This window comes from Pseudomonadota bacterium (assembly GCA_037200975.1).
GTDB lineage: Bacteria > Pseudomonadota > Gammaproteobacteria > Steroidobacterales > Steroidobacteraceae > CADEED01.
On record JBBCGI010000001.1, the window covers coordinates 779,609 to 804,888 of the forward strand.

Genomic DNA, 25,280 nt, shown 5'->3' on the forward strand with positions numbered 1-25,280 from the left:
GGATCAGTCGGCCGGCGCGGTGGCGGTGGTCGCAGCTTCGGCCGGCGTCGCCGGCGCCTGGCGCATCAGCAGGCGCAGCAACGCGCCGAGCTTCTCGCGCATGTCGCGGCGATCGATGATGAGATCGAGCGCGCCGTGATCGAGCAGGAATTCACTGCGCTGAAAACCTTCGGGCAGCGTTTCGCGCACGGTCTGCTGGATGACGCGCGGGCCCGCGAACCCGATCAGCGCGCGCGGTTCGGCGACGTTCAGATCGCCGAGCATGGCGAGACTCGCCGACACACCGCCGGTAGTCGGATCGGTCATGACAGAGATAAACGGCAGCCGCGCCTGGGCGAGCCGCGCCAGCGCCGCGCTCGTTTTGGCCATCTGCAGCAGCGAGAACAAGGCCTCCTGCATGCGCGCGCCGCCGCTCGAGGAGAAACACACCAGCGGCGCGCGGTGCTTGATGCAATGGTCGACGCCGCGCTTGAAGCGTTCGCCCACCACCGAACCCATCGACCCGCCGAGAAACTTGAACTCGAACGCGCAGGCGACGATGGGCAGGGCTTCGAGCGTGCCCGCGAGCACGATCATCGCGTCGCGTTCGCCAGTGGCTTTCTGCGCGGCCGCCAGGCGATCGCGATAACGCTTGCTGTCGCGGAACTTGAGCGGATCCTCGGGCGACACCTCGGCGCCGATTTCGGCTTGCTCACCCTCGTCGAGAAAACGCGCCAGCCGCTCGCGGCCGCCGATGCGCATGTGATGGCTGCATTTCGGGCAGACATTGAGATTGCGCTCGAGCTCGGCGCGGTACAGCACCGCGTCGCAGGCCGAACACTTGATCCACAAACCCTCCGGAACCGAACGCGTGCGGCGCTCGGTCTTGATCCGCGAGGGCATGATTTTTTCAAACCAGGACATTCTCGGGTCGACCCCCAAACTTCAAGAGCGGCCGATGATAACGGATTGCGCAAGACCCCCCGTAGAGGCGAGTTCCGGGACAACCGGCAGTCCGAACTCGCCCGGGTATCGGACCGCGGCGAGATAGAGCCCGTCCGGCGATGCGGTCGCGGCGTTGGCCTTGCGGTCGCGGCCGGCGAGCACTGATACCACGCGCTCGGGCGGCGACTCGCCGTGGCCGATGGACATCAGCAAGCCCGCCACGTTGCGCACCATGTGATGGAGGAAGGCATTCGCGGTGATCTCGAGGGTCACGAATTCCGCCTGGCGCCGGACATCGAGAAGCTCGACCTTCCGCAGCGGCGATTTCGACTGGCATTCGATGGCGCGGAAGGCGCTGAAATCGTGTTCACCGAGCAATACCTGCGCTGCGGCGTGCATTCGCGGCGCATCGAGCGGGCGGCGCTCCCAGGTCGCGCGACCGGTGGCCAACGCCGAACGCGAGTCGCGATTGAGGATGACGTAGCGGTAGCTGCGCGCCGTAGCGCTGAAGCGCGCGTGGAAATGCGGCGCGACCTCGCGCACCCAGGCCACGCTCACATCGTTCGGTAGATAGGTATTGGCGCCGAGCCGCCAGGCTCGTTCGGTGCGCGCCGCCGCGCTGTCGAAATGGACGACCTGCGCGAGCGCGTGAACACCGGCGTCGGTGCGCCCGGCGCAGATGCAATCCACCGGCGAATCCGCCACGCGCGACAATGCGCGCTGGACGGTGTCCTGAACGGTATGAAGGCCAGTCTGGAACTGCCAGCCCGAGTACGCGCGGCCGTCGTACTCGATGCCGGCCGCGAATCGAGGCATTTGGAGTCTGAAGCCCGCGCGGGGCTAGCCGGGCAACGACTCTAACAAGCGCTGTGCTTCCTGCTTCTGCGAGGCGGACCCTTCGGACAGCACTTCGTTGAGGATGTTGCGTGCGCCGTCCGGATCGCCCATGTCGACGTAGGCGCGAGCCAGGTCGAGCTTGGTGCCGACTTCCGACAGCGTCACCGGTTCGAGATCCGGAACCGCGAGCTCTTCGGTCGGGCTGCCCGGCAGGTCGTCCAGATTGCCGCCGCCGAGATCGAGGTCGACCTTGCGGCCCATCTGCGGCTGCTGCTGCGTGGGTTCGACCGGGAAATCGAGATTGTCGCGATCGATGCCCGCGAGGCGCGAGGTCGACGAAATGTCGAACCCTTCCTCCGGCATCTCGAACTTGGACATCGACGCCGTGGCGTTCGGATCGATCGAGCGGCCCTTGCTCAGGTCCACGTCGCCGCCGAGCTCGCGCTCGGTCAGGAACCACGTGCCGCTGGCACCATGTTCGGTGAGCTGCGTATCGTCACCGTTGGCCAGGCTGCCGCCGTGACGGGCCGCCGCGGCCGCCAGCAGGCGCTGTGAATTCTCGTCGAGGCCGGCGACCATCGTCGGGGCATTGGCATCGGGGCCGCGCGGCGCGCCGCCGATGGGCTTGAGGCCCAGCGAAGAATCAGTCTGTTCGAGCGAGCCGAGCTCGAGACCCAGATCGTCGAGTGCGAGTTCGGCGGTCTGATCGGAACTCAGCTTGCGGCGCATTGCGCCTTCGACCTTCTCGCGAATCGTCGGCTCATCGAGCGGACGCAACGAAGGCTGCTCCACCGTCGGTGCTTCGGAGCCCGCCGGGGTCATCTTCATCGTCATCTCGCGCGTCGTCTGACCGCTCGCGGGATCGTTCGGTAACTGCAAGCCCTCGCCCGTCGCATCGGGATCGCGCAGCGCGCTGCCGAGATCGAGGTCCACCGCGTCGGGATTGCCGCCGCCGGTCACGTCCATCCGCTGGCTGATGTCGAACGGATCGAAATCCACGCGGCCACCGCCGCCGGCATCGAGGTTGAGGTCGACGCCCACGGCGCCACCATCACCGCTGCCATCGCCGAACATCGGATCCTCGGGCGCAATCTGCTTGCCCATGATCACGATCTTTTCCCACTCGCCCGGTGCCGACTCGCCGCGCGTTTCCGCCAGCTCGCGCGCCATCGTGAGGAATTGTTCCTTGTTGCCCCAGACGAAGAAAACTTCGAGCAATTTGAGCTTGAGGTCGCGGCGATCGGGCTCGCGCTGGATCGCGATGCGTACGAGATCGGCTGCCTGGTCGTACAGGCCATAGGCCATGTGGAAATCGGCTTCGGCCAGCGGGTCGCCCTGATCGAGGTTGACCGCCGTGTCGCTGCTGATGGTTTCGTCGGTGCGAACCGTCGGCGTGAGCGGGATGTCCTGGGTTTCCTGCAACGCGCGATGCGAGCCCGATTCCTCGACCAGGATGTCCTCGGGAATCGACGACGCGCCCGGCGCGCGCATGCGACCCGTGTCGGAAACCGAGCCTGGCGGCTGGGCCAGGCGATCTTCGCCCACATCGGCCAGGCGGCCGAGGCTGTCATCGAATTCGGCGGTCTTGCGATTGCCGCGCGACCGGACCACCACGAGGCCGATGACCAGCGCCACGATGGCGGCCAGCACCCACCAGTAATTCATCAACTTATCGACGATCGATTCGCCATCGCCTTCGTCGGCGGTCTCGTCGGGAGTCGCTTCGGCGGGCGTCTGTGCGGCCGGTTCCTGCGTCGCGGCCGGCTGTTCCGCGGGCGCAGCGGCTTCAGGCGTCGCCGCTTCGAGGGGAGCCGGCGTAGCGGCTTCGGGCTGCGCGGCCGGCGCTTCGACCGGTGTTTGGGCCGGAGCCGGTGTGGAGGAAGGCGCCTGCGAGGCAGCCAGCTTCGCCTGCAGATCGGCAAGTTCGGTGTTGCGCAGCTCGAGCATGCGCTTGGATTCGGTGAGTTGGCCTTCGAGGTCGCGAACTCGCCCCTGCAGCTCGGACACTGCGGCGGAATTGTCGGCGCCAGAACCTGCGCTCGCGCCTTCGCTCGGCGGGACCAGGCGCAGACGTCCGCTGCTGGCAGCAGCACCCGCGCCGGCGTACGAGCCGACATTGCGGCGCACTTCGCCGCTCGCTTCGGCTGGTGATACGGCGGCGATCTCGTCGCTGCCAGGAATTCGCAGCACGGATCCGGCGCGCAGGCGATTCATGTCGCCTTCGAATGCGCCGCTGTTGCCGCGGTAGATAGACACCATGAGCTGTGCGGTGCTGGCACCGGTGCTCGCCGAGAGCCGCCGTGCGATCGCCGACAGGCTGTCGCCGCGTTGCACTTCGTAACTGTCTCCACCACCGGCCTGCACGGGCGCGGCGCTCGGCGCTTCCTGCGGCGCGGGCCGCGAAATCTGGCCGCTGCTCTGTGCAGGAGCGGCGGATGGCGCGGCCACTGGGGCAGCCGCCACGCTGTTGGGAGCAAACACCGGCGGATCGAGCAAAACCGTGTATTCGCGCACCAACCGGCCGCGTGCCCATGACGCTTCGATCAACAGCGTGAGGAAAGGCTCGGTGACGGTCTCGGTCGACTTGATGCGCAGGACCTGCGCGCCATTCGCGGCACGATCGCGCGTAACGGTGACGCCGGCCATGAACGACGGCCAGTCGAGGCCGTAGCGCGCGAAGGTTTCCTTGGACGCGAGTTTCGCGTCGAGGGTCGCCAGATCCTCGGGCGTGGCGTTGACCAGTTCGATCTCGGCGTCGAGCGGCGCATTCAGAGGTGAGTTCAGATGAACGTCACCCAAGCCCAGTGCAAGGGAGATTCCGGGCAACAGCAAAAACGCCAGCAATCCCCGGGCGAGACCCATACGCTTCATTCGCGTCTCCACATCCACCGTCGGCTATGAGATTTCTTTATTGAAACAGAAGCTTAGAGCCGAAACTTCCGACTCAAAGCTGAAACCGCCCGCAATATAACTTAAATATGCTCGCGCACCAAAATCTCGGCAATCTGGACGCTGTTCGTAGCAGCTCCCTTCCGGATGTTGTCTGAGACGATCCATAAGTTAAGTCCGCGTTCGTGACTTATATCTTCCCTAATGCGTCCGACATAAACCGTGTCCCGGTTCGCGGCTTCAATGGCTGCCGTGGGGTAACCACCGGGTTTCCGCTCGTCTAACACCTCTATTCCCGGGGCGCGCCTGAGCAATGCCCGCGCGGCCTCGGCGGTGATCTTTTGCCGGGTTTCGATGCTCACGGCCTCGGAATGTCCGAAGAAAACCGGCACCCGAACCGCGGTGGCGTTCACCAGGATGGTCTTGTCGCCGAGGATTTTCTGGGTCTCCCAGAACATCTTCATCTCTTCTTTCGTGTAGCCATTGTCCTGGAACTTGTCGATCTGCGGCACGACGTTGAAGGCGATGCGTTTGGGGATGATTCGCGCCTTCGGCGGCTCGTTGCCACTCATGAGCGCCGTGCTCTGGGCGGCCAGCTCGTCGACCGCTTCCTTGCCGGCGCCCGACACGGATTGATAGGTGGACACATTGATGCGCGTGATGCCCACCGCGTCGTAGATGGGCTTGAGCGCGACGAGCATCTGGATGGTCGAGCAGTTCGGGTTCGCGATGATGCCGCGTGTCTTGTACTGCGCGATGGCCTCGGGGTTGACCTCGGGCACCACCAGCGGAATATCGTCGTCGTAACGAAACTCCGAGGTGTTGTCGATGACGACGCAACCCGCGGCCGCGGCCTTCGGCGCGTATTCGCGCGACACCTCGCCGCCCGCCGAGAACAAGCCGATCTGCGCACGCGCGAAATCGAAGGTGGCGACGTCGATGACCGGAATGTGTTTGCCGCGGAACTGTACCCGCTTGCCAAGCGAGCGATTGCTCGCGAGCGGCAGTAGTTCGGCCACCGGAAACTCGCGTTCCTCGAGCACCTTGATCATGGTCTCGCCGACCAGGCCGGTGGCGCCCAGCACCGCCACGCGGTAGCCCTTCTTTTCTTCGCTCACTATCTAACTACCTTCGCGCGGCGCGGTGATGTTGGGTGTCGAGGCGACGACGTCGGCGTTCTGGCCGCGATGCCGCAGCGCGTGGTCCATCAGGACGATGGCGAGCATCGCCTCGCAGATGGGCGTGGCGCGCAAACCGACGCAGGGATCATGGCGGCCGGTGGTCACCACTTCGACGGGTTTGCCCGCGACATCGATGGTTTCACCCGGCACCTGGATGCTGGAAGTCGGTTTGAACGTGACGTGCACCAGCAGGTCCTGACCCGAAGAGATGCCGCCGAGGATGCCGCCGGCGTTGTTGGTCTTGAAACCCGTCGGCGACAATTCGTCGCGATGTTCGCTGCCGCGCTGCGCGGCGGCGCGAACCCCGGCGCCGATCTCGACGGCCTTCACCGCGTTGATGCTCATCATGGCGTGCGCGACATCGGCATCGAGACGGTCGAACACCGGCTCGCCCCAGCCCGGCGGCACGCCACGCGCTATCGTGGTGACCTTGGCGCCGAGCGAATCGCCCTCGCCGCGAATCTTCCACATCAGGTCTTCCAGCTCTTGCACCCGCGCGGGGTCCGGGCAGAAAAATGGATTGTCGTAGGCGCTCTCGGGTTTCACCGCATCGATGACGCGGTCGCCGATCTGGCTCAGATAACCGCTGATCTCGACGCCAAAGCGCACGCGCAGGTATTTGCGCGCGATGGCCCCGGCCGCGACGCGCATGACGGTCTCGCGCGCCGAGGAGCGACCACCGCCGCGATAATCGCGGAAGCCGTATTTCTGCTGATAGGTGTAGTCGGCATGACCGGGACGGAAGCGGTCCTTGATCTTCTCGTAGTCGCGCGAGCGTGCGTCGGTGTTCTCGATGAGGATGCCGATCGGAGTGCCGGTGGTTCGGCCTTCGAACACGCCCGAAAGGATTTTCACCACGTCACCTTCGCGCCGCTGGCTAACGAACTGCGAGGTGCCGGTGCGGCGGCGATCGACTTCGGGCTGGATGTCTTCTTCGCCCAATGGCATCCCCGGCGGGCAACCGTCCACGATGCAGCCGAGTGCCGGACCATGACTTTCGCCAAAGGTGGTCACGGAGAACAATCGGCCTATGGAATTACCGGACATGCTGGACCTTCTCTAACTGCTCGCGCGTCAGCGCGAATACACCACCACCGCCACGTTCGAAGTCGAGCCAGATGAACGGCACGCGGGGAAATCGTTTCGCAAGCGCCCGCTCCGTGTTACCCACTTCGACCACGAGCAGGCCGCGCGGCTTCAGGTGTCGCGCGGCGCGGCGCAGGATGATCTCCACGGAATCGAGACCGTGGAGTCCGGACTCGAGTGCGAGCTTCGGTTCGTGCGCGTACTCGCGCGGCAGACCGCGCATTTCGCGCCTCCCCACGTAGGGCGGATTGCTCGCGATGATATCGTACGACTCGCCCGAAAGCGCCGCGAAATGGTCGGAACGGATCAGCCGCACACGCCGTGTTAGGCGCAGGCGTCGCCGGTTGATCTGCGCGACTTCGAGCGCGCCCGCATCGATGTCGACGGCGTCGACGCGCGCCCGCGGAAACGCCTTGGCGCAGGCCAGCGCGATACAACCGGAACCGGTGCCGAGATCGAGCACGCGCCGTACCTGCCGCGCGTCTATCCACGGTGCGAAGCGTTTCTCGATCAATTCCGCGAAGGGCGAGCGCGGGATGAGCACGCGTTCGTCCACATAGAAAGGAATTCCGGCGAACCAGGCCTCGTGGGTGAGGTAGGCGAGCGGTACGCGCTCGGCGATGCGCCGGCCGAGCAGTGCTTCGAAGCGCGTCTGTTGCGCGGCGGTCGCGCGCCGCGCCAGCACCCGCGGCGGTGAATCGTGTGAAAGGTTCATCACGTGGTAGACCAGCGCCGCGGCCTCATCGCGCGCGTTGTCCGTGCCATGCCCGAAGAACACCTTGGCGCGACTCAGGCGCCGCTGCGCGTTCGCGATCAACTCGCCTACGGTCCTGGTATGGAATAATCGCGCCATGTCGAATCGTTACTGGATTTCGGTCGGCGCCATCGCCGTGGCCGCCGCTCTCGCCGGTGTGTACGTCGCGCGCATGCTGAACCAGCCGGCCGTGCCCTCGCTCGAGGCCGGCACGTCCCTGCCAGCGCCCCGCGTGCTCGCGCCTTTCAACCTGCTCGATACGCACGGAGCTCCCGCCACCACCGACACACTGCGCGGACACCCGACGCTGGTGTTCTTCGGCTTCACGCACTGCCCCGATGTCTGCCCGACGACGCTCGCCCTGCTGACCAGCGTGCAGAAACAGGCGGCGATTCCGAATCTCAAGATCGCGCTCATCAGCGTGGATCCCGAACGCGACACGCCGCAGCAGCTCGGCCAGTACATTTCTTCATTCGGCGGCGATCTTATCGGCCTGACCGGCAGTGCGTCCGAAATTGTGAACGCCACGAAGAGCTTCGGCGTCGCCGCCAGCCGCGTCGACCTGCCCGGCGGCGACTACACGATGGATCACTCCGCGACCGTGTTTGTGCTCGATTCCGGCGCGCGCATCGTCGCGGTGTTCACGCCGCCGCTTTCGGCCGCGGCGCTGACCCGCGACGTGGCACGGCTCGCGCCCGTGCTCGGCGCGGGCCAGGGTTCATGAAGTGAACGAAACCGTTCCCGGTGCCGGCGGACGGGCGTTCGTCGCCCTTCAGCATCTGCTGCCGCAACATGGCATTTCACGGCTGGTGCTCGCCGCGACCCGCTCGACCAGCCCGGCCTTCAAGAACGCGCTGATCAAGCTGTTCGTGCGCGGCTTCAAGCCGGACATGAGCGACGCGGTGGAAACCGAGCCCACCGCCTACGCGAGCTTCAACGAATTCTTCACGCGCGCGCTGCGTGCCGGCACGCGTCCGTTCGATGCGGATCCGCGCGCGATCGTCTCGCCGGTCGACGGCACCGTCAGCGAGGCGGGCCCGCTGTCGGCGGACCGGCTGCTGCAGGCCAAGGGCCATGAATACACGCTGCGCGCGCTGCTGGCCGGCAACGCCGCCTGGGAACGCACCTTCGCGGGCGGCAGCTTCGCGACTATCTACCTGGCGCCTTACAACTATCACCGCATCCACATGGCGCTGCCCGGCGCGCTGCGCGAAAGTTTCTACGTGCCGGGCCGGCTGTTCAGCGTCAATCTCACCACCGCGCAGCTCGTGCCGGGGCTGTTCTCGCGCAACGAGCGCGTGTTTTGCGGATTCGATGCCGGCGGCGTGCCCTGGGCCATCATCCTCGTGGGCGCGCTCAACGTCGGCAGCATGGCGACGGTGTGGCACGGCGACGTCACGCCGCGAAAACATCGTGAAGTCACCACGCTGCCGGTGACGGATCAGCTGGCGCCCGTCGAGCTCGCGAAGGGCGACGAAATGGCGCGCTTCAACATGGGTTCGACCGTCATCCTGCTGCTGCCGCCCGGCGCCGCGCAATGGTCCGCCACGCTGACCGCCGGCCGCACGCTGCGCATGGGCGAACGCATCGGCACGCTGCAGTCGTGGACGCCCACGGGTGAGTGAGCGCGCCGCGCCGTGGCGCCCGAGCGCCACGTTGGCCGCGTTACGCCGGCGCGCGGCGGCGCTGGCGGCGGCGCGCGAGTTCTTTCGCGTTCGCAATGTGCTCGAAGTCGAAACCCCGGCGATGGTCAACGCACCGGTGTCCGACGTGAATCTCGGCAGCGTGCAGGCCCTGGTTCCCGGCCGCGAGGCGCCGCTGTTCCTGCACACCTCGCCCGAATACGCGATGAAACGCCTGCTGGCCGCCGGTATCGGCGACAGCTACCAGATATGCCGAGTGTTCCGCGGCAACGAGCGCGGCCGGCAGCACAATCCGGAATTCACGATGATCGAGTGGTACCGGCTCGGATTCACGCTCGAAGATCTGATGCGCGAGACCGGCGATCTCGTGCACCAGTTGTTGGGTGGAGACGTGCCGCTGGAATTCGTGAGTTATCGCGAGGCGGTGCAGCGGCACGCCGGGCTGGACCCGCTCGATGCAGCGGACGCCGAGTTGCGGCGCGCGGCGCAGGCGCTCGGGCTCGACGTCGCGCACGCCAACCAGGCGAGCCGCGACGAACTGCTCGATTTCATCGTCGGCATACGGGTGGGGCCGGCGCTCGGCGCGCGCAGCCTCACGTTCATGCATCGATATCCCGCGACGCAGGCCGCGCTCGCACGCCTCGATCCAGACGATGCGCGGCTCGCGCTGCGCTTCGAGCTTTATCATCGCGGCGTGGAACTGGCGAACGGTTATCACGAGCTCGTCGACAGCATTGAACAAAGGCAGCGTTTCGGCGCGGATCAGCAAAGTCGCGTCGCGCGCGGCCTGCCGACTTTCGATCTCGACGCGAACCTGCTGGCGGCGCTCGAGTCAGGCCTGCCCGACTGCGCCGGCGTCGCGCTCGGCTTCGATCGCGTGTTGATGCTGGCGCTTGGCGCCACCAGTATCGACGAGGTACTGGCATTCCCCGTGGAGCGCGCCTGATGAGTCACACCTCGCAAAACTACGACTTCAGCAAGCCCGAAGCGGCCTACGCCGAGCTCGCGCGCGATCTCGCCGCGCTGCTCAGCGGCGAGCGCGATCTGATCGCCAACGCCGCCAATACCGCCGCGCTCATTTACGACGCGCTGCCCGGGCTCAACTGGGCGGGATTCTATTTATATAAGAGTGGCGAGCTGGTCCTGGGGCCCTTCCAGGGCAAACCGGCCTGCGTGCGCATCGCCATGGGCAAAGGAGTATGCGGCACCGCCGCAGCGCGCCGCGAGACGGTGCTGGTGGAAGATGTGCATGCCTTTCCCGGCCACATCGCCTGCGACTCGGCCTCGAACTCGGAGCTCGTAATCCCGCTCGTGAATGGCACCGAATTGCTCGGCGTGTTCGACCTCGACAGCCCGCAGCCGGCGCGTTTCACCGCGGCCGATGCGCGTGGACTCGAGAAGTTAGCCCGGATCTTCCTGGAATCGCTGGGGTGAACGAAAAGGGGACATGCCTATTTTTCGAAGCGAAAAATAGGCATGTCCCCTTTTACCTAGCTACTAGGCTTTCGAGCGCGAGACGTATTCGCCGGTGCGCGTGTCGATGCGCAGGATCTCGCCTTCGTTGATGAAGAGCGGCACGCGAACCGCGGCGCCGGTTTCGAGCTTGGCGACTTTCTGGCCGCCCGTCGCGGTATCACCCTTGAGGCCCGGATCGGTCTCGATGACCTTGAGATCGATGTGCGGCGGCGGCGTCACGACCAGCGGCACACCGTTCCACAGCGTAATGATGCAGACGACGCCGTCCTTCATCCACTTCGCGCCTTCACCGACGGCGGCTTCACCCGCCTGCAGCTGCTCGTAGTTTTCCGGATTCATGAAGGTCCAGAAGTCGCCGTCCTTGTAGAGGTACTGCATCTCGACGTCCATGACGTCGGCGGCCTCGATGGATTCACCCGACCGGTAGCTCTTCTCCACGGTGCGGCCAGTGCGCAGGTTGCGCACGCGGATGCGGTTGAATGCCTGGCCCTTGCCGGGCTTCACGTATTCGTTGTCGATCACGGAGTACGGGTCACCGTCGATCAGTAGTTTCATTCCGCCGCGAATTTCGTTGGTCGTGTAATTGGACATGGGTTTCCCGTGATCGCCCGTCGCTGGGCCTGCAAAAAAGACCGCGCATGATACCCACCCCGGGGTACCCCTGCCATACGAAACACCCCTTCGTCTGTCTGTGAGCCGTCTCTCAGTCGGGCCCCCGGGGGTCAGGTGCTAAACTCGCCGCGCCTGTTTGAACGCAGCGTTCGCTTGCGCTGCCTCCCGGGGAGTCGACTTGACGGACAATTCTGCCGTTCCGCTCATCGTTTTTTCGCCGCAACGAGAGCCATCGGAGTTCATCAACAGCCTGATGCGCAAGGCGGGCGAACCTGTGCACTGCACCTGGATCCCCGCGGTCCGCGACCTCGGCGAGGCGCTCGAACAACTCAATCCCGAACTGCTCATCTGCGCCTACGTGTCGGAAAGTGATGCGCAGCAGGCGGCGACGGTGCGCAACCAGCTGGCTCCCCAGGTCCCCATGCTGCTGGTGCGTCCGCAGATCTCCGAAACCGACATCGCCCTCGGCATGAAGCTCGGCGCGCGCGATGTGGTATCGCTGTCTTCCACCGATCGCGTGCAGGCGGTGGTGTTGCGCGAGCTGCGTTCGTTCCGCCTCGAACGCGCCCTCAATTCCACGCTGCAGTCGGCCAGCGACTATCGCCGCCAGCTGCAGTCGGTGCTGCAACGTTCCAACGACGCCATCCTGCAGGTGCAGGAAGGCATCGTGGTCGACGCCAACCAGACCTGGCTCGATCTGTTCGGTTACGGCGATTCCGGCGCCGTCGTCGGCCAGCCGCTGATGGACCTGTTCGACGATCGTTCGCACGCCGCCCTGAAGGGCGCGCTGGTCGCCTGCGGCCAGGGCAAGTGGAGCGATCACCCTCTGAAGGTGACCGCCTTGTTGGGCGACGGCACCCAGCTGCAGCTCGACCTGGTGCTCACCCCCGGCGAGTTCGACAACGAACCCTGCGTCCGCATCATGGTGCCGGCGCGCAAGCGCGACGAACGTCAGCTAACTACCGACCTGTCCGACGCCGTCAAGCGCGACGCCACCACCGGCCTGCTGCTGCGCCGGCCGCTGCTCGACGCGATCGGTACGCGCATCGCGGCCCCGCCCGCCGGCGGCGTGCGTTTCATGGCGCTGGTGCGCCCCGACAAGTTCGCGGAGCTCGAAAAAGACATCGGTGTGCGCATGAGCGAGCAGCTGGTGGGCGAATACGCAGTCACGCTCAAGTCGTATCTCGGCCCGAATGACATCGCCGGCCGCCTTGCAGGCGTCGCGTTCCTTGCGTTGCTCGAACGCGGCAATCCGCACGACGTCGAAGCCTGGGCCGAGGCGGTGCTGGCGCGGTTCAGCGAAACGCCGTCCACCGTCGGGCAGAAGACGGTCCACTCGAGCTGCACGATCGGCTTGACGGCCGTGCCTCCCGCGGGCTCGGGCATCGACGCCATCGTTGCCGACGTGATCGAAGCGGTGCGCCGCGGCCGCAGCCAGGGCGGCAACCAGATCTATCACCTGGACAAGGCCGACACCGACACGCGTGTGCAGGCCTACGACAAGATCTGGGTCAAACACATCAAGTCCGCGCTCATGGAAAATCGCTTCCGGCTGGTGCAACAGCCGGTGGCGAGCCTTCAGGGCGAGGACCCGAACATGTTCGACGTGCTGGTGCGCATGCTCGACCACCAGGGCAAGGAAGTCCTGCCGGCCGAGTTCATGGCCGCCGCCGAACGCAACGATCTGCTCAAGAACATCGATCGCTGGGTGGTCGGCGCGTCGCTGTCGTTCGCCGCGCAACGCAAGCCCGGCGCGCTGTTCGTGCGCCTGTCGAAGGACAGCGTGCTCGATACGGGCTTTGCCGAATGGCTCAAGACGCAGGTCGCCACGGGCGCACATGTCCCGGCGCGTATCTGTTTCCAGATAACCGAGACCATCGCCGAGCAATACATGACAGCCTCGGTGAAACAGCTCGGCGAGCTCAAGAAGATGGGATTCCGCATCGCGCTCGAGCGTTTCGGCTCCGGCCGCGATCCCGCCAAACTACTGTCCGCCGTGCCGCTCGACTTCATCAAGATCGACGGCGCGCTGGTGCAGGATCTGGCGGGCAATTTCGAAACCCAGGCCAAGGTCAAGAAGCTGGTCGAACAGGCCATCAAGCTCAAGATCGAGACCATCGCCGAGCGCGTCGAAGACGCCAACACCATGGCCGTGTTGTGGCAGCTCGGCGTGCAGTTCATCCAGGGCTACTTCGTCAACGCACCCGAAGAAGTGGTCATGGCCGAACTTCAGGCCGGCCGACGCTGATGATGAAGCGGCTCGCGGCGCTCATCGCCTGCGCCACGCTGGCGTCCGGTGCCTGCGCGGCGGCGCCCGCAAAACCGCCCGTACCCCGCGTCGACACCAACGTCGTCTACGGCATGTATTCAGGGCTGGCCCTGCTGCTCGACGTGTATCACCCGGTGAAACCGAACGGCTTTGGCGTCGTGTTCATCTCCGGCAGCGGCTGGCAGGCGGACCAGGCCTATGGCGCCGCGCCACTGAAGTCGCAGCAGATTCCGTTGTGGGGACCGCCACTGCTGGCCGCGGGTTACACGGTGTTCGCGATCAACCATCGCGCGGCGCCGCGGTTCCACTACCCGGCGGCCATCGAAGACGTGCAGCGCGCGATCCGCTTCGTGCGCCATAACTCGGCGGCCTATGGCGTCGACCCCGCGCATCTGGGCGGCGTCGGCGGCTCGAGCGGCGGGCATTTGTTAGGTCTGGCGGCGATGCTGGCGTCCTCCGGCGACGCGGCAGCGGCCGATCCGGTCGAACGGGAATCCGCGGCATTGCAGGCCGTCGTGCTGCGCGCGCCGCTGCTCGATCTGCGCACCATGGGTACGATCGAAGGCAACGCCCTCATCTCGTCGTTCATGGAAGCGCCGCCGTCGAATACCTCCGCCGCGGCGGCGTATGCGGCGGCTTCACCGATCACGCATGTCGGCGGCGCGTCACCGCCGGTGCTGCTGTTGCACGGCGATGCCGACGTGCTGGTACCCATCGCGCAGTCCGAAGCAATGGAGCAGGCACTGAAAACGGCCAACGTACCCGTGCGGCTGGTGCGTATACCGGGCGGCGTGCACGGCGCGGATTTCGGCGCAGCCCAGCGGCGCGCGGACTGGCCCGACTACTACGCCGAGACCGTGCGCTGGCTCGACCAGTACCTGCGCGGCCGCGTCACTGCGGACCCGGCTCGTTAGAGTAGATAGCCGTCGCCGCCGCGGCGTCGCTCGTCACCCAGCCGCGGTACATGCCGCTCGAATTCATCGCGAACGCGATGCGCCCGGCGCCGTCGATCGCGATCACGCCACCGTCACCGCCGATGTCACCGATATTCGTGATGGTCGCCGCTGCCGCGGACTGCACGCTTTCGCCGTGCCAGGCGATGCGGTCGCAGAGCTGGCGCGCGGCACTCGCACGAATGAAGTATTCGCCCGAGCCGGTCGCCGACACCGCGCAGTTGCCATCCGCGGCGTAGGTGCCGGCGCCGATGACCGGCGAATCGCCGATCCGGCCCCAGCGTTTGCCCGTCATGCCGCCGGTGGACGTGCCCGCGGCCACGTGCCCGCTCACGTCGATGGCCACGGCGCCCACCGTGCCACGCAGGTGCGTCGGGTCGAGCACCTTGGCGTTGTCACGGCGCCATTCGAGCAATTGCTGCCAGCGCTCCTCGGTGCGGAAATATTCCGGTGCGACCTGCGGCAGACCCTGCTCGACCGAGAACTGATCCGCGCCCTCGCGCGCCAGCATCACGTGCGGTGATTTCTCCATGACCGCGCGTGCCAGGCTGATCGGATTACGCGTGCGCGTCACGCCCGCCACTGCGCCGGCCATGCGCGTGGCGCCACTCATGATCGAAGCGTCCAGCTCGTTGCGGCCATCCGCGGTGAACACCGCGCCCCGCCCGGCATTGAACAGCGGGTCGTCTTCGAGCACGCGGATCGCTGCCTCGACCGCGTCGAGACTGGCGCCACCACCCGCCAGCACCTTGCGGCCGGCCTCGAGCGCTGCACTGAGCGCGGCACGATAAGCGGCTTCCTTCGGCGGCGTGAGGTCGCCGCGTTCGATGACTCCAGCGCCGCCATGGACCACGAGAGTCCATTTCTTCGCAGTTTCCGCCACCGCGTCCGGCGCCGGCGTCGCGGCTGCCGCCCGGAGCGCGGCCAGCGAGGCAGCGTCGAATTCCCCGTTGACGATGCTGACCTGCAACTGGAACGACGGACGCGTGACCTCGAAGGTGTTCAAGTCGATCGCACTCTCCGCACCGATGCCCACGATCGGGACGCCGCGAAAATTGAAGCGTCCCTTGCTCAAGACGTCCGGCGCGCGCATCGGGCGCACCAGCCAGGCAAAGCCGCGGCCATTCGAGTACACGCGGCCCATCCCGTTGGCTTCGATGCACAACGCGCCCTGTTCGTCGACGCCGATGCCGGTGATGCCACTGTCCCGCTGTTCGCTGGCGAGACGTCCGACGAACACCAGCAGCCGCCCCCAACGTTCACGCTTGGCGAAATGGGAGTCGGTGATCACCTTCGACAGATACGGCATGTGCAGGAAATCGCGCACCAGCGTGACGCCGCCGCCGAGCGGATTACGCATCGCCACCGCGGGCTCCAGGCTGCCGCCATCCATCGCGCCGTAGCTGTAGGCGCCGAGGATCGCGAGGCCCGCGCTCGTGCCGCCGATCGGCTTGCCCGCGCGCAGGTGGGCATCCAGCAACTCGTTCAGCGGCGTGCCCTTGAAAAAGCGCACGTAGTTAGACTGGTCGCCGCCGGCGATGAAGATGCCGTCGGCGCGGCGGATGATGTCGAGCACGCGCGGATCGCTGGATGCCGCGCGCGAATGGAACACCAGCGATTCGACCGAGACGGCGCCGCCGACTTCCTTGAGGAATTCCTGCTGGGCCTCGTCACCGTAGGAAGCCTTCAGGATCACCAGGTGCCCGTGGCCCATGCGTTCGACGAACCAGCGGAACGCCGGCACCGGCCAATCCCCCCCGCCCAGCAGCATCAAAGCGCCCTCGGTAGGGCCGGGACGCGGCGCTTCCAGCTGGCCGGCTGAATAGTAGTCGTACGCAGCCGGCGGCTTGGCCGCGGCGTGGGCACCGCCGATGAACGCTACGAGACAAAGAAACCAGCTGTGCCTGATCATTTTTCCCCTCACCTAACCGCCACCCGATGCGCCCGCGCGTGACTTTAACAGTCGACGCTGGCCACGACACGCATCTAGAATCGGCCCGCGGACAGATCAATCGGGGAGAAGAAGATGAAGAACAAAGTCCTGGCTGCGACCGCGGCTGGTTTCGCATTCTTGACGTCAGCGGCGGCTCTCGCGCAGGAAGGCGAAGAGCTCACCGAAATTACTGTCATCGGTTCGCGCATTCCGCGGCTCAAGCAGGAAGGACCGGCGCCCATCACGGTGATCGACTCCCGGCAGATCGAAAACGCGGGCCTCACCAGCGTGCCCGATGTGCTCAAGGTGCTGACGCAGAACAGCGGCGCGACACAGAGTCAGCAGGCCTACGGCGCCGCCGATTTCACGCCCGGCTCCGACCAGGTCGATCTGCGCGGCCTCGGGCCGAATCACTCGCTGGTGCTGGTCAACGGCCGGCGCATCGCCGACTTCCCGCTGCCGCTCGATGGCCTCAGCAACTTCACCGACGTCTCCAACATCCCGATAGGCATGCTCGACCGCGTCGAGTTGCTGTCGGGCAGCGCCTCGGCTATCTACGGCTCGGACGCCATCGCCGGCGTGCTGAACTTCGTGCTGAAGAAAGATGTCGAGGGCGTCAATTTCAGCTACCGGTATGGCTCACCGACCGCCGATGGCGGCGGCGATTCGCATCATCTCTCCATGTCCGCCGGCTTCTCGCGCGACCGCTTCCACGCGGTGTTCGGACTCGACCTGCTCGATCAGCGCCCGCTGTGGATGATGGACCGCAGCGTCCAGGATTCCGCGGCGGACAACCCCACCACCGACAGCCCGATCCCGCGCCGTAATTTCCTGCGCATCGAGCCCAATGAAGAGGTGTACATCGATCCGGGCCAGGCGACCTGCGATTCGCTGTCCAGCACCAACAAGGGCTCCACGATCTGGGGCTCACGCCCGGGCTGGGGTCCATACGACGACGAACTCGAGGACTACGGCGATGGCCATTACTGCGGCAGCCTGGAGTCGACCGGCTACGGCACCATCCTCAACGAGCGCCGTGGCGCCACCGGCTTCGCGTCGCTCAACTTCGAGCTGAGCGACACCACCACGCTGTTCGCCGACATCCTCGTCGGCGTGAGCAAGGTGAAGCTGTTCAAGGACGTGCAGGAATGGAACTACATGGATGCCGTCGGCAATGAAGACGGCACCTTCTTCAACGACCGGATCGAGGATCTCGACAACTGGTACCGGATTTTCACGCCCGAGGAAATGGGCGGGCTCGAGCGCGGCACGGTCAACACCGACCAGAAGACCATCACGATCACGCCCGGCATCAAGGGATCCATCGGCGATGCGTGGAAGTACGAGGCCTATCTAAACCACAGCGAATACAAACTCACGGCGAGCTTTCCGCTGATCGTCGCCTCCGCCGCGAACGAACTGTTCCTGGGGCCGCAGACCGGCGTCGACGAGGATTCGGGCCTCGCAAGATTCGACGCGGATCCGGCGCGCCTGTACACGGCGCTGACCCGCGCGGAGTACGACTCCATTTTCGCGCGCTCCATCTACAAGCCAGAGGCGCGCAACGATTACGGATCGTTCACGCTGACGAACGGCGAGTTGTTCCATCTGCCGGCGGGCCCGGTCGGTTTCGCCGCGAACATCGAAGCCGGCAACCAGGCTTACGCCCTCAACCCCGATCCGCTGGCGCTCGGCTATTACTACTTCAGCTGGCAGGACCAGACCGGCAAGGGCTCGCGTAATCACTGGAGCGGCAGCTATGAGTTCCGTGTGCCGGTCGCCAGCATGCTCGAACTGAGCACCGCCGGGCGCTACGACAGCTACCATTTCGGCGGCAATGACGTCGGCAAGTTCACCTACAACTTCGGCGTCGAATTCCGCCCGCTCGACACGTTGCTGGTGCGCGGCTACTACGGCACCGGCTTCCGTGCGCCCGACCTGCACTACGTGTTCGCCGGCTCCGGCCAGGTGGAATCCGGCGGCAACGACTACTACTACTGCCGCACCGAGGAGCCCGACGAGGACATCGGCGATTGCTCGCTGGCCGATATCGGCGTCATCGCGATCCGCAACGGCAATCGCGACCTGAAGCCCGAGACCAGCAAATCCTGGGGCGCGGGTCTGGTCTGGTCGCCCAACGACAACTTCCTGGTCTCGCTCGACTACTTCGACGTCAAACTGTCGGAACAGGTCGTCAACCTGCGTGTCGACAACGTGCTTGAGACCGAAGCCGACTGCCGGCTCGGCGAGACCAGGAACGGCACACCCGTCGATATCGACTCGCCCACCTGCCAGGACGCCATTGATCGCATCGTGCGGTATCCGGACGATGGCCCGATATCACCCGGCGAAGTGAATACGGTGCGCGTCAACCCGATCAACATTGCGAACGAGAGCACCGACGGCGTCGATTTCGGCATCCGCTACAAGTGGCCGATCGGCGAGTCGTCGCTGACCTTCGACGCGAGTTACACGAAGGTGTTCAACCACGAGTCGCAGCAGTACGCCGGCGATCCGATCATCGATCAATTCCTGCCGGATTCCGGTTTCGACATCCCGCGCAGCAAGGCGAACGCCAGCGTCACTTTCGACACGGGCAAGTGGAGCGCGACACTGCACGCGTTGCGCATCGACAAGCTGCCGAACTGGGATGAAGACGGCTTCATCTCCGCGAGCGTCTGGCTGAACGCGTCGGCCGACTACAAGATCTCAGACGCGCTCAGCGCGCGTCTCACCATCGACAACCTGACCGACAAGGGGCCGGTGAGGGATCCGACGTACGCCTCGTACCCGTACTACGACAATTCGTGGTTCGACACGGTCGGCCGCACGGTGTTCTTCACGGTGAATTACCAGCTCGGCGGGCAGTGAGCCTTTACGGCCTCGCCACTTTCTGCGCGGTCTACGCGCTGGCCGTCGCGACGCCGGGACCCGGCGTCGCGGCGATCGTCGCGCGCTCGCTGGCGCATGGCTCGAGAGGCGCCCCGGCGTTCATCGCCGGATTCGTCGTGGGGGATCTGGTCTGGTTCGCGATTGCCGCGACCGGCCTTGCGGCGCTGGCGAAAACCGCGGTAGCGCTGTTCGTGGCCATCAAGTGGGCGGGCGTAGCCTATCTACTGTACCTGGCCTGGAAACTGTGGACGGCGCCGGCCGAACGCGTCGCGATGGGCGAACAGGATGGCAGCCAGCATGGCTGGCGCGCGTTCGTCGCCAGCCTGATGCTCACGCTGGCGAATCCCAAGGCGATCCTGTTCTTTCTCGCGCTGCTGCCGACCGTCATCGATCTCGCCTCGTTGGATGCGCTGCGGTTCGTGGAGATATCCGCCGCGATGGCGATCGTCTTGCCAGTGGTGCTCGGCACCTATGTGTTGCTCGCGACCAGGGCGCGCGAGTTGTTCACGACGCCGAAGGCCGTGCGCCGGCTCAACCGCAGCTCCGGTGTGGCCATGGCGGGCGCCGCGGTGGTAGTCGCGACCAGGTAGAGGTTGGCTGCAGCGCGTGCATCAGACACGCGTGGCGTATCCGCCGGTCAGGCTTCTCACTTCACGTCTTCCAGCTTCCAGGTGATCTGGATGCGCGCTTCGCCGGAATACTTGCCGGAGTGAATCGCGGCCCCGCGGCCCTGCGTGAGTTTCATCGTCGTGGACCGGGTGCCGGCGCGAGGCGCGTGGCGCAGTTGTTCGCTCACCCAGGTGTAGGGCTCGCCGTGTGTGGCGGCCTCGCCGCTCGACTTGTCGGTTCTGCCGCGCATCGTGATCACGGAGGTGCCCTTGCCGATCGGCAGCACCGCGCCGTCGCTGTAGAACGAACCGTCCTGCGAGTCGACGACCAGGTTGTGCGAGACGCAGATGAGGCCGAGCTCGACCGGGTTGCCGCGATAGTCGGCGGTGTCGACCACGGTGTACGGCACCGCACCCGAGGTGTCGGCGAGCGTTCCCTGCGTGGTGCGGTCGACGTACACGTGCGACGTCGCACCGCATTTTTCGAAACCGAAGTAGTTGAGAAAACGCGGCGGTTCGTCGCCGGTATAGGCGCCGGCGTTTCCCGCGGCCGTGGCGCCGCCGGTGTCCATGTTGCTCATGAGCTCCTGCGCTTCCTGCGCGAGTTTCATGAGACAGCCGCGATCCGTACCGCAGGCGGCCTGCTTCGTCTTCACGTAGTCCTGGATCTGCTGCTGGGTCAGCTTCCTCACCGGCGCCTTGCCCTGCGCCTGGTTGACCTTCGCATGCACGTTCTGCGCGAGACCCATCATCTTCTGCGCGTATTCGGGGTCCTTGGAATTGAACTGCGCGAGCTCGCCGTCCGACTGTAGATAGGTGACGAGCGAGTAGCCTTCGCGGAACCTGGCCGTCGTCCGGTCGGTGCCCGTCCCGACGACGCCTTCCGTTCCTTCGACCTGCACATCCACCGTCAGTCGCACGCGCTTCGGCGCCGCGTTCGCCACCGTCGGCAGGAATGCGGCGCACGCCGCAACGGCCGCGATCCGGCGGCTGATATTCGACTTCATGTTGTATCTCCCCTGCGCCTCGCCGGGCGCTCCGATCATTCGGTTTCGAGCGTGTCGACGCTGCGCCAGCCGCGCGGCAACACCGAGCCGCGCTGCGCGCGTTGCCCGCGATAGTCCTTGAGGTCCTTCCACTCGATCGTCATCTTGCGTTCGCCGGATCTGACCACGAGTGACTTGTCCTTGGGCACCACCGCAATGCCGGTGATGAAGTCCTCGCGCGTCGCGAATTTCTTGGCGGGGATGTCGAACAGCTTGTTGCCCTTGCCGCGCGCCAGCTCGGGCACGTCCTTGACCGGGAAGACGAGCAGTTTGCCGCCTTCCGAAGTCACCGCGACCAGAGCGTCATCGCCCGGCACGGGTGACGGCGGCAGCACGAGCGCGCCATCGGAAATGTTCAGCAGCGTCTTGCCGGCTTTCTTGCTGGCATACGCTTCCTTGAGCCGCACGGTGAACCCGTAACCTGCATCGCTCGCGACCAGCCACAGATCTTCCGGCTCGCCGATCATGACGCCGCGCCACTTCGCGCCGTCCGGCGGGTCCACTCTCGATGACAGCGGTTCGCCCAGTCCGCGCGCCGACGGCAGCGAGTGCGCGACGAGGCTGTACGCGCGGCCGGTCGAATCGAGGAACACCGCCTGCTGCACGCTGCGACCCTTCGCCGCATGCTGGTATTCGTCGCCGGCCTTGTAGGTGAGCGAGCGCGCATCGATCTCGTGGCCCTTGGCCGAACGCACGAAGCCGCCCTTCGACAGGACAATGGTCGCGGGCTCGTTCGCGATGAGCTCCGATTCGTCGATGGCCTGCGCGGCTTCGCGCTCGACGATCTTGGTGCGCCGGTCGTCGCCGTACTTCTCGGCATCGGCTTCGATCTCGGAGGAGATGAGCTTCTTGAGCTTGGCCTTCGACTTCAAGATGCCTTCGAGCTCCTCGCGCTCCTCGGCGAGCTTTTTCTGCTCGTCGCGGATCTTCATCTCTTCGAGCTTCGCGAGGTGGCGCAGCTTGGTTTCGAGGATCGCTTCGGCCTGGATTTCCGTGAGCTTGAACCGCTTCATGAGCACGGGCTTGGGCTCGTCCTCGCGGCGGATGATGCGGATCACTTCGTCGAGATTCAGGTACGCGGCGAGCAAGCCGTCGAGGATGTGCAGCCGCGCGGCGACCTTGTCGAGCCGGTACTGCAATCTGCGCGTGACGGTGGTGGTCCGGAAAACCAGCCACTCGTTGAGCAGATCGCGCAAGCCCATGACTTTCGGCTTGCCCTCGAGCGTGATCACGTTGATGTTCACGCGATAGTTGCGCTCGAGATCGGTGGTCGCGAACAGGTGCGCCATCAACTGCGCGACATCCGTGCGCTTCTTCGGCTCGATCACGATACGGATACGTTCTTCGTGATCCGATTCGTCGCGGATATCCTCGACCATCGGCAGCTTTTTCTCGCGCATCTGCGCGGCGATCTGCTCGATGATCTTGTTGCCCGACACCTGGTACGGCAGCTGGCTGATGACGATGGTGTCGTCCTGCTCCGAATACACCGCGCGCGCCTTGTAGCTGCCGTTGCCGGTGTTGTAGATCTCGAGCAGGTCCGCCTTGGGTGAGACGATTTCGCCGCCGGTCGGCAGATCCGGGCCGCGCACGTACTTCATGAGCGAACGCGTCTGCGCTTCCGGCTCGTCGAGCAGGTGAATGCACGCCTGGGCGATCTCGCGCAGGTTGTGCGGCGGGATGTCGGTGGACATGCCCACCGCAATGCCCTGCGTGCCATTCAGCAGCACGTTCGGCAGGCGCGCCGGCAGGAACGCGGGTTCTTCGAGCGTGCCGTCGAAGTTCGGCTGCCAGTCGACCGTGCCGTCCGACAGCTCGGCCAGCAGCACTTCGGCGTACCGCGTGAGCTTCGACTCCGTGTAACGCATGGCCGCGAAGGACTTCGGGTCGTCGGGCGAACCCCAATTTCCCTGCCCGTCGACGATGGGATAGCGGTACGAGAAATCCTGCGCCATGAGCACCATGGCCTCGTAACAGGCCGAATCGCCGTGCGGATGGAATTTGCCGATCACGTCGCCGACGGTGCGCGCGGATTTCTTGTGTTTCTGCCCGGCCGAGAGCCCGAGCTCGCTCATCGCGTAGATGATGCGGCGCTGCACGGGCTTGAGCCCATCCGACAACGACGGCAGCGCGCGATCGAGGATCACGTACATCGAATAATCGAGGTACGCCTTCTCCGTGAAGACGCGCAGCGGCTGCTTTTCCACGCCTTCGAAATTCAGTTCGTCTTGCATGTCTTTGGATTTCAGGGAATGGCTCTCAAGGAATGACTTCGGCCAGGTTGCCCTTCTGTTCCAGCCAGTCGCGGCGGTCGGAGGCGCGTTTCTTTGCGAGCAGCATGTCCATGAGCTGGTCGCTGTCGTCCTTGGCTTCGATGGTGAGCTGCACGAGACGGCGCGTGCGCGGATCCATGGTGGTCTCGCGCAGCTGCGAGGGATTCATCTCGCCGAGACCCTTGAAGCGTTGCACGTGCGGCTTCGACTTGATCTTGCTGTCGCTCTCGATCTTCTTGAGCAGCGAGTCGCGTTCGGCGTCGTCGAGCGCGTAGTAGATGTTCTTGCCCGCGTCGATGCGGTACAGCGGCGGCATCGCGACGAACACGTGGCCGTTGGCCACGAGCGGACGGAAATGCCGCAGGAACAGCGCGCAGAGCAGCGTCGCGATGTGCAGACCGTCGGAGTCCGCGTCGGCGAGGATGCAGATCTTGTGATAGCGCAGATTGGCCAGATCGCTCACGCCCGGATCGATGCCCATCGCCACCGAGATGTCGTGTACTTCCTGAGAGCCGTTGATCTCGCCGACCGACACTTCCCAGGTATTCAGGATCTTGCCGCGCAACGGCATGATGGCCTGCGTCTCGCGGTCACGCGCCTGCTTGGCGGAGCCGCCGGCGGAGTCGCCTTCCACCAGGAACAGCTCCGAATGTTTCGGATCCTGGTTGGTGCAATCGGCCAGCTTGCCGGGCAACGCGGGACCGGCCGTGACGCGTTTACGCTTGACCTGCTGCGCGGCCTTGGTGCGCTCCTGCGCGTTCTCGATGGCGAACTGCGCGATGCGCTCGCCGGCATCCGGATGCTGGTTGAGCCACAGCGACAGCGAATCGTGCACGAAGCTTTCGACCAGTGATGCCGCATCGCGCGTCGCGAGGCGCTCCTTCATCTGGCCGGCGAACTGCGGCTCCTGGATCTTGATCGACAACACGAAGCAGCACTTGTCGAAGATGTCTTCGGGCGTGAGCTTGATGCCACGCGGCACGAGATTGCGGAATTCGCAGAACTCGCGCACCGCGCCGGCGATACCGGCACGCAGTCCGTTCACGTGTGTGCCGCCTTCGGCGGTGGGGATCAGGTTGACGTAGCTCTCGCCCATCGCGCGTTCGGCATTCGGCGTCCAGACGATGGCGTATTCGACGACGTTGATCTTGGGCTGATCGTTCTTGGCGAAGATCGGCTCGGCCGGCAGCGCATCTTCCTTGCCGATCTCTTCCTTTAGATAGGCGGCGAGATCGCCGGTGAAGTACCACTCGTCTTTCTCTTTGGTGGCCTCGTTCTCGAACGTGATCTTGAGCCCGGGGCACAGGACCGCTTTGGCCTTGAGCACGTGCCGCAGCTGCGGCACGGAGAACTTGTCGGAATCGAAAAATTTGGGATCGGGCCAGAAACGTACGGTGGTGCCGGTATTACGCTGCCCGACGGAACCGACCACCTCGAGCTTCGAGGAGATCTTCCCGTCCTTGAAGCCGATGTTGTATTCCTTGCCATTGCGCTTGATCCAGCACTCGAGCTGCTTGGACAACGCATTGACGACGGAGACGCCGACTCCGTGGAGTCCACCGGACACTTCGTAGCTCTTGTCGTTGAATTTGCCGCCGGCGTGCAGGCGCGTGAGGATCAGCTCGACGCCGCTCACCTTCTCCTTGGGGTGGATGTCCACCGGCATGCCGCGGCCATCGTCCGCCACCGACAAGGAATTGTCCTTGTGCAGGATGACGTTGATCTCTTTGGCATGGCCGCCCAGCGCTTCGTCGACCGAGTTGTCGACGACCTCGTGCGCGAGGTGGTTGGGACGCGAGGTGTCGGTGTACATGCCCGGGCGGCGGCGCACGGGTTCGAGACCGGATAAGACTTCGATGTCGGATGCGGTGTAGGACATTCTCTGCCGCTGCTGCGAGGGTGGC

At 65.3% G+C, this 25,280-nt stretch carries 19 protein-coding genes; 8 read left to right on the forward strand and 11 right to left on the reverse strand.

What is annotated here, in order from left to right; translation table 11 throughout:
- Positions 1-3 precede the first annotated feature (3 nt).
- The 6 genes from accD to prmB form a co-directional block, all read right to left on the reverse strand.
- The gene (gene accD, locus WDO72_03440; protein ID MEJ0084706.1) at positions 4-903 is read right to left on the reverse strand and encodes an acetyl-CoA carboxylase, carboxyltransferase subunit beta; all 900 of its coding nucleotides are present in this window, start codon (positions 901-903) and stop codon (positions 4-6) included.
- Positions 904-924: 21 nt separating this feature from the next.
- Positions 925-1,740, reverse strand: a complete 816-nt coding sequence (truA, locus tag WDO72_03445) for a tRNA pseudouridine(38-40) synthase TruA (protein ID MEJ0084707.1) — start codon at positions 1,738-1,740, stop codon at positions 925-927.
- Positions 1,741-1,764: 24 nt separating this feature from the next.
- The gene (locus tag WDO72_03450; protein MEJ0084708.1) at positions 1,765-4,632 is read right to left on the reverse strand and encodes a FimV/HubP family polar landmark protein; all 2,868 of its coding nucleotides are present in this window, start codon (positions 4,630-4,632) and stop codon (positions 1,765-1,767) included.
- 101 nt (positions 4,633-4,733) lie between these two features.
- On the reverse strand, positions 4,734-5,768 hold the full coding sequence (locus WDO72_03455) for an aspartate-semialdehyde dehydrogenase (GenBank protein ID MEJ0084709.1): 1,035 nt from the start codon (positions 5,766-5,768) through the stop codon (positions 4,734-4,736).
- 3 nt (positions 5,769-5,771) lie between these two features.
- Positions 5,772-6,878: a chorismate synthase gene (gene aroC / locus WDO72_03460; GenBank protein MEJ0084710.1), complete on the reverse strand. Its 1,107-nt coding sequence runs from the start codon at positions 6,876-6,878 to the stop codon at positions 5,772-5,774.
- Complete coding sequence (prmB, locus tag WDO72_03465; protein ID MEJ0084711.1) at positions 6,868-7,770, reverse strand: 50S ribosomal protein L3 N(5)-glutamine methyltransferase; 903 nt, start codon at positions 7,768-7,770, stop codon at positions 6,868-6,870. The genes aroC and prmB overlap by 11 nt, the downstream gene beginning before the upstream one ends.
- Here prmB and WDO72_03470 point away from each other — a divergent pair.
- From WDO72_03470 to WDO72_03485, 4 genes are read left to right on the forward strand one after another with little or no spacing between them, the layout of a single operon-like run.
- Positions 7,769-8,395 (forward strand): SCO family protein, encoded by a 627-nt coding sequence (locus WDO72_03470; protein ID MEJ0084712.1) that lies wholly within the window; start codon positions 7,769-7,771, stop codon positions 8,393-8,395. The two genes, prmB and WDO72_03470, sit on opposite strands and share 2 nt — an antisense overlap.
- Position 8,396: 1 nt before the next feature.
- Positions 8,397-9,296, forward strand: a complete 900-nt coding sequence (gene asd / locus WDO72_03475; GenBank protein ID MEJ0084713.1) for an archaetidylserine decarboxylase — start codon at positions 8,397-8,399, stop codon at positions 9,294-9,296.
- Complete coding sequence (gene epmA / locus WDO72_03480; GenBank protein ID MEJ0084714.1) at positions 9,289-10,260, forward strand: EF-P lysine aminoacylase EpmA; 972 nt, start codon at positions 9,289-9,291, stop codon at positions 10,258-10,260. Before asd ends, epmA begins: the two co-directional genes overlap by 8 nt.
- Positions 10,260-10,748, forward strand: coding sequence for a GAF domain-containing protein (locus WDO72_03485; GenBank protein MEJ0084715.1), 489 nt, complete (start codon positions 10,260-10,262; stop codon positions 10,746-10,748). The genes epmA and WDO72_03485 overlap by 1 nt, the downstream gene beginning before the upstream one ends.
- Positions 10,749-10,811: 63 nt before the next feature.
- Here WDO72_03485 and efp read toward each other — a convergent pair whose 3' ends face one another.
- Entirely contained in the window at positions 10,812-11,381 is a 570-nt protein-coding gene (gene efp / locus WDO72_03490; protein ID MEJ0084716.1) for an elongation factor P, read from the reverse strand.
- 199 nt (positions 11,382-11,580) lie between these two features.
- Between efp and WDO72_03495 the strand changes: the two genes are divergently transcribed.
- Positions 11,581-13,650 (forward strand): EAL domain-containing protein, encoded by a 2,070-nt coding sequence (locus WDO72_03495; GenBank protein MEJ0084717.1) that lies wholly within the window; start codon positions 11,581-11,583, stop codon positions 13,648-13,650.
- Positions 13,650-14,585 carry an alpha/beta hydrolase gene (locus WDO72_03500; GenBank protein MEJ0084718.1) on the forward strand — a complete coding sequence of 312 codons (936 nt, stop codon included), beginning with the start codon at positions 13,650-13,652 and terminating at the stop codon, positions 14,583-14,585. Before WDO72_03495 ends, WDO72_03500 begins: the two co-directional genes overlap by 1 nt.
- Here WDO72_03500 and WDO72_03505 read toward each other — a convergent pair.
- Positions 14,563-16,536, reverse strand: coding sequence for an isoaspartyl peptidase/L-asparaginase (locus WDO72_03505; GenBank protein ID MEJ0084719.1), 1,974 nt, complete (start codon positions 16,534-16,536; stop codon positions 14,563-14,565). The two genes, WDO72_03500 and WDO72_03505, sit on opposite strands and share 23 nt — an antisense overlap.
- Positions 16,537-16,650: 114 nt before the next feature.
- Between WDO72_03505 and WDO72_03510 the strand changes: the two genes are divergently transcribed.
- Together WDO72_03510 and WDO72_03515 are read left to right on the forward strand one after the other, a co-directional pair.
- On the forward strand, positions 16,651-19,428 hold the full coding sequence (locus WDO72_03510; protein ID MEJ0084720.1) for a TonB-dependent receptor: 2,778 nt from the start codon (positions 16,651-16,653) through the stop codon (positions 19,426-19,428).
- Entirely contained in the window at positions 19,425-20,039 is a 615-nt protein-coding gene (locus WDO72_03515) for a LysE family translocator (GenBank protein MEJ0084721.1), read from the forward strand. The genes WDO72_03510 and WDO72_03515 overlap by 4 nt, the downstream gene beginning before the upstream one ends.
- A gap of 56 nt (positions 20,040-20,095) precedes the next feature.
- Here WDO72_03515 and WDO72_03520 read toward each other — a convergent pair whose 3' ends face one another.
- Genes WDO72_03520 through parE form a run of 3 tightly spaced genes read right to left on the reverse strand, consistent with a single transcriptional unit; the run spans position 20,096 to position 25,255 of the window.
- Positions 20,096-21,064 carry a hypothetical protein gene (locus tag WDO72_03520; GenBank protein MEJ0084722.1) on the reverse strand — a complete coding sequence of 323 codons (969 nt, stop codon included), beginning with the start codon at positions 21,062-21,064 and terminating at the stop codon, positions 20,096-20,098.
- 35 nt (positions 21,065-21,099) lie between these two features.
- Positions 21,100-23,337, reverse strand: coding sequence for a DNA topoisomerase IV subunit A (gene parC / locus WDO72_03525; protein ID MEJ0084723.1), 2,238 nt, complete (start codon positions 23,335-23,337; stop codon positions 21,100-21,102).
- 25 nt (positions 23,338-23,362) lie between these two features.
- Positions 23,363-25,255: a DNA topoisomerase IV subunit B gene (gene parE, locus WDO72_03530; protein ID MEJ0084724.1), complete on the reverse strand. Its 1,893-nt coding sequence runs from the start codon at positions 25,253-25,255 to the stop codon at positions 23,363-23,365.
- Positions 25,256-25,280 lie beyond the last annotated feature (25 nt).

Coding starts and splice junctions, on each gene's coding strand:
- prmB (MEJ0084711.1), bottom strand. CDS start 7,770: ATGGCGCGATTATTCCATACCAGGACCGTAGGCGAGTTGATCGCGAAC.
- WDO72_03470 (MEJ0084712.1), top strand. CDS start 7,769: ATGTCGAATCGTTACTGGATTTCGGTCGGCGCCATCGCCGTGGCCGCC.
- WDO72_03450 (MEJ0084708.1), bottom strand. CDS start 4,632: ATGAAGCGTATGGGTCTCGCCCGGGGATTGCTGGCGTTTTTGCTGTTG.
- efp (MEJ0084716.1), bottom strand. CDS start 11,381: ATGTCCAATTACACGACCAACGAAATTCGCGGCGGAATGAAACTACTG.
- accD (MEJ0084706.1), bottom strand. CDS start 903: ATGTCCTGGTTTGAAAAAATCATGCCCTCGCGGATCAAGACCGAGCGC.
- truA (MEJ0084707.1), bottom strand. CDS start 1,740: ATGCCTCGATTCGCGGCCGGCATCGAGTACGACGGCCGCGCGTACTCG.
- parC (MEJ0084723.1), bottom strand. CDS start 23,337: ATGCAAGACGAACTGAATTTCGAAGGCGTGGAAAAGCAGCCGCTGCGC.
- aroC (MEJ0084710.1), bottom strand. CDS start 6,878: ATGTCCGGTAATTCCATAGGCCGATTGTTCTCCGTGACCACCTTTGGC.
- WDO72_03510 (MEJ0084720.1), top strand. CDS start 16,651: ATGAAGAACAAAGTCCTGGCTGCGACCGCGGCTGGTTTCGCATTCTTG.
- WDO72_03505 (MEJ0084719.1), bottom strand. CDS start 16,536: ATGATCAGGCACAGCTGGTTTCTTTGTCTCGTAGCGTTCATCGGCGGT.
- WDO72_03500 (MEJ0084718.1), top strand. CDS start 13,650: ATGATGAAGCGGCTCGCGGCGCTCATCGCCTGCGCCACGCTGGCGTCC.
- WDO72_03520 (MEJ0084722.1), bottom strand. CDS start 21,064: ATGAAGTCGAATATCAGCCGCCGGATCGCGGCCGTTGCGGCGTGCGCC.
- WDO72_03485 (MEJ0084715.1), top strand. CDS start 10,260: ATGAGTCACACCTCGCAAAACTACGACTTCAGCAAGCCCGAAGCGGCC.
- parE (MEJ0084724.1), bottom strand. CDS start 25,255: ATGTCCTACACCGCATCCGACATCGAAGTCTTATCCGGTCTCGAACCC.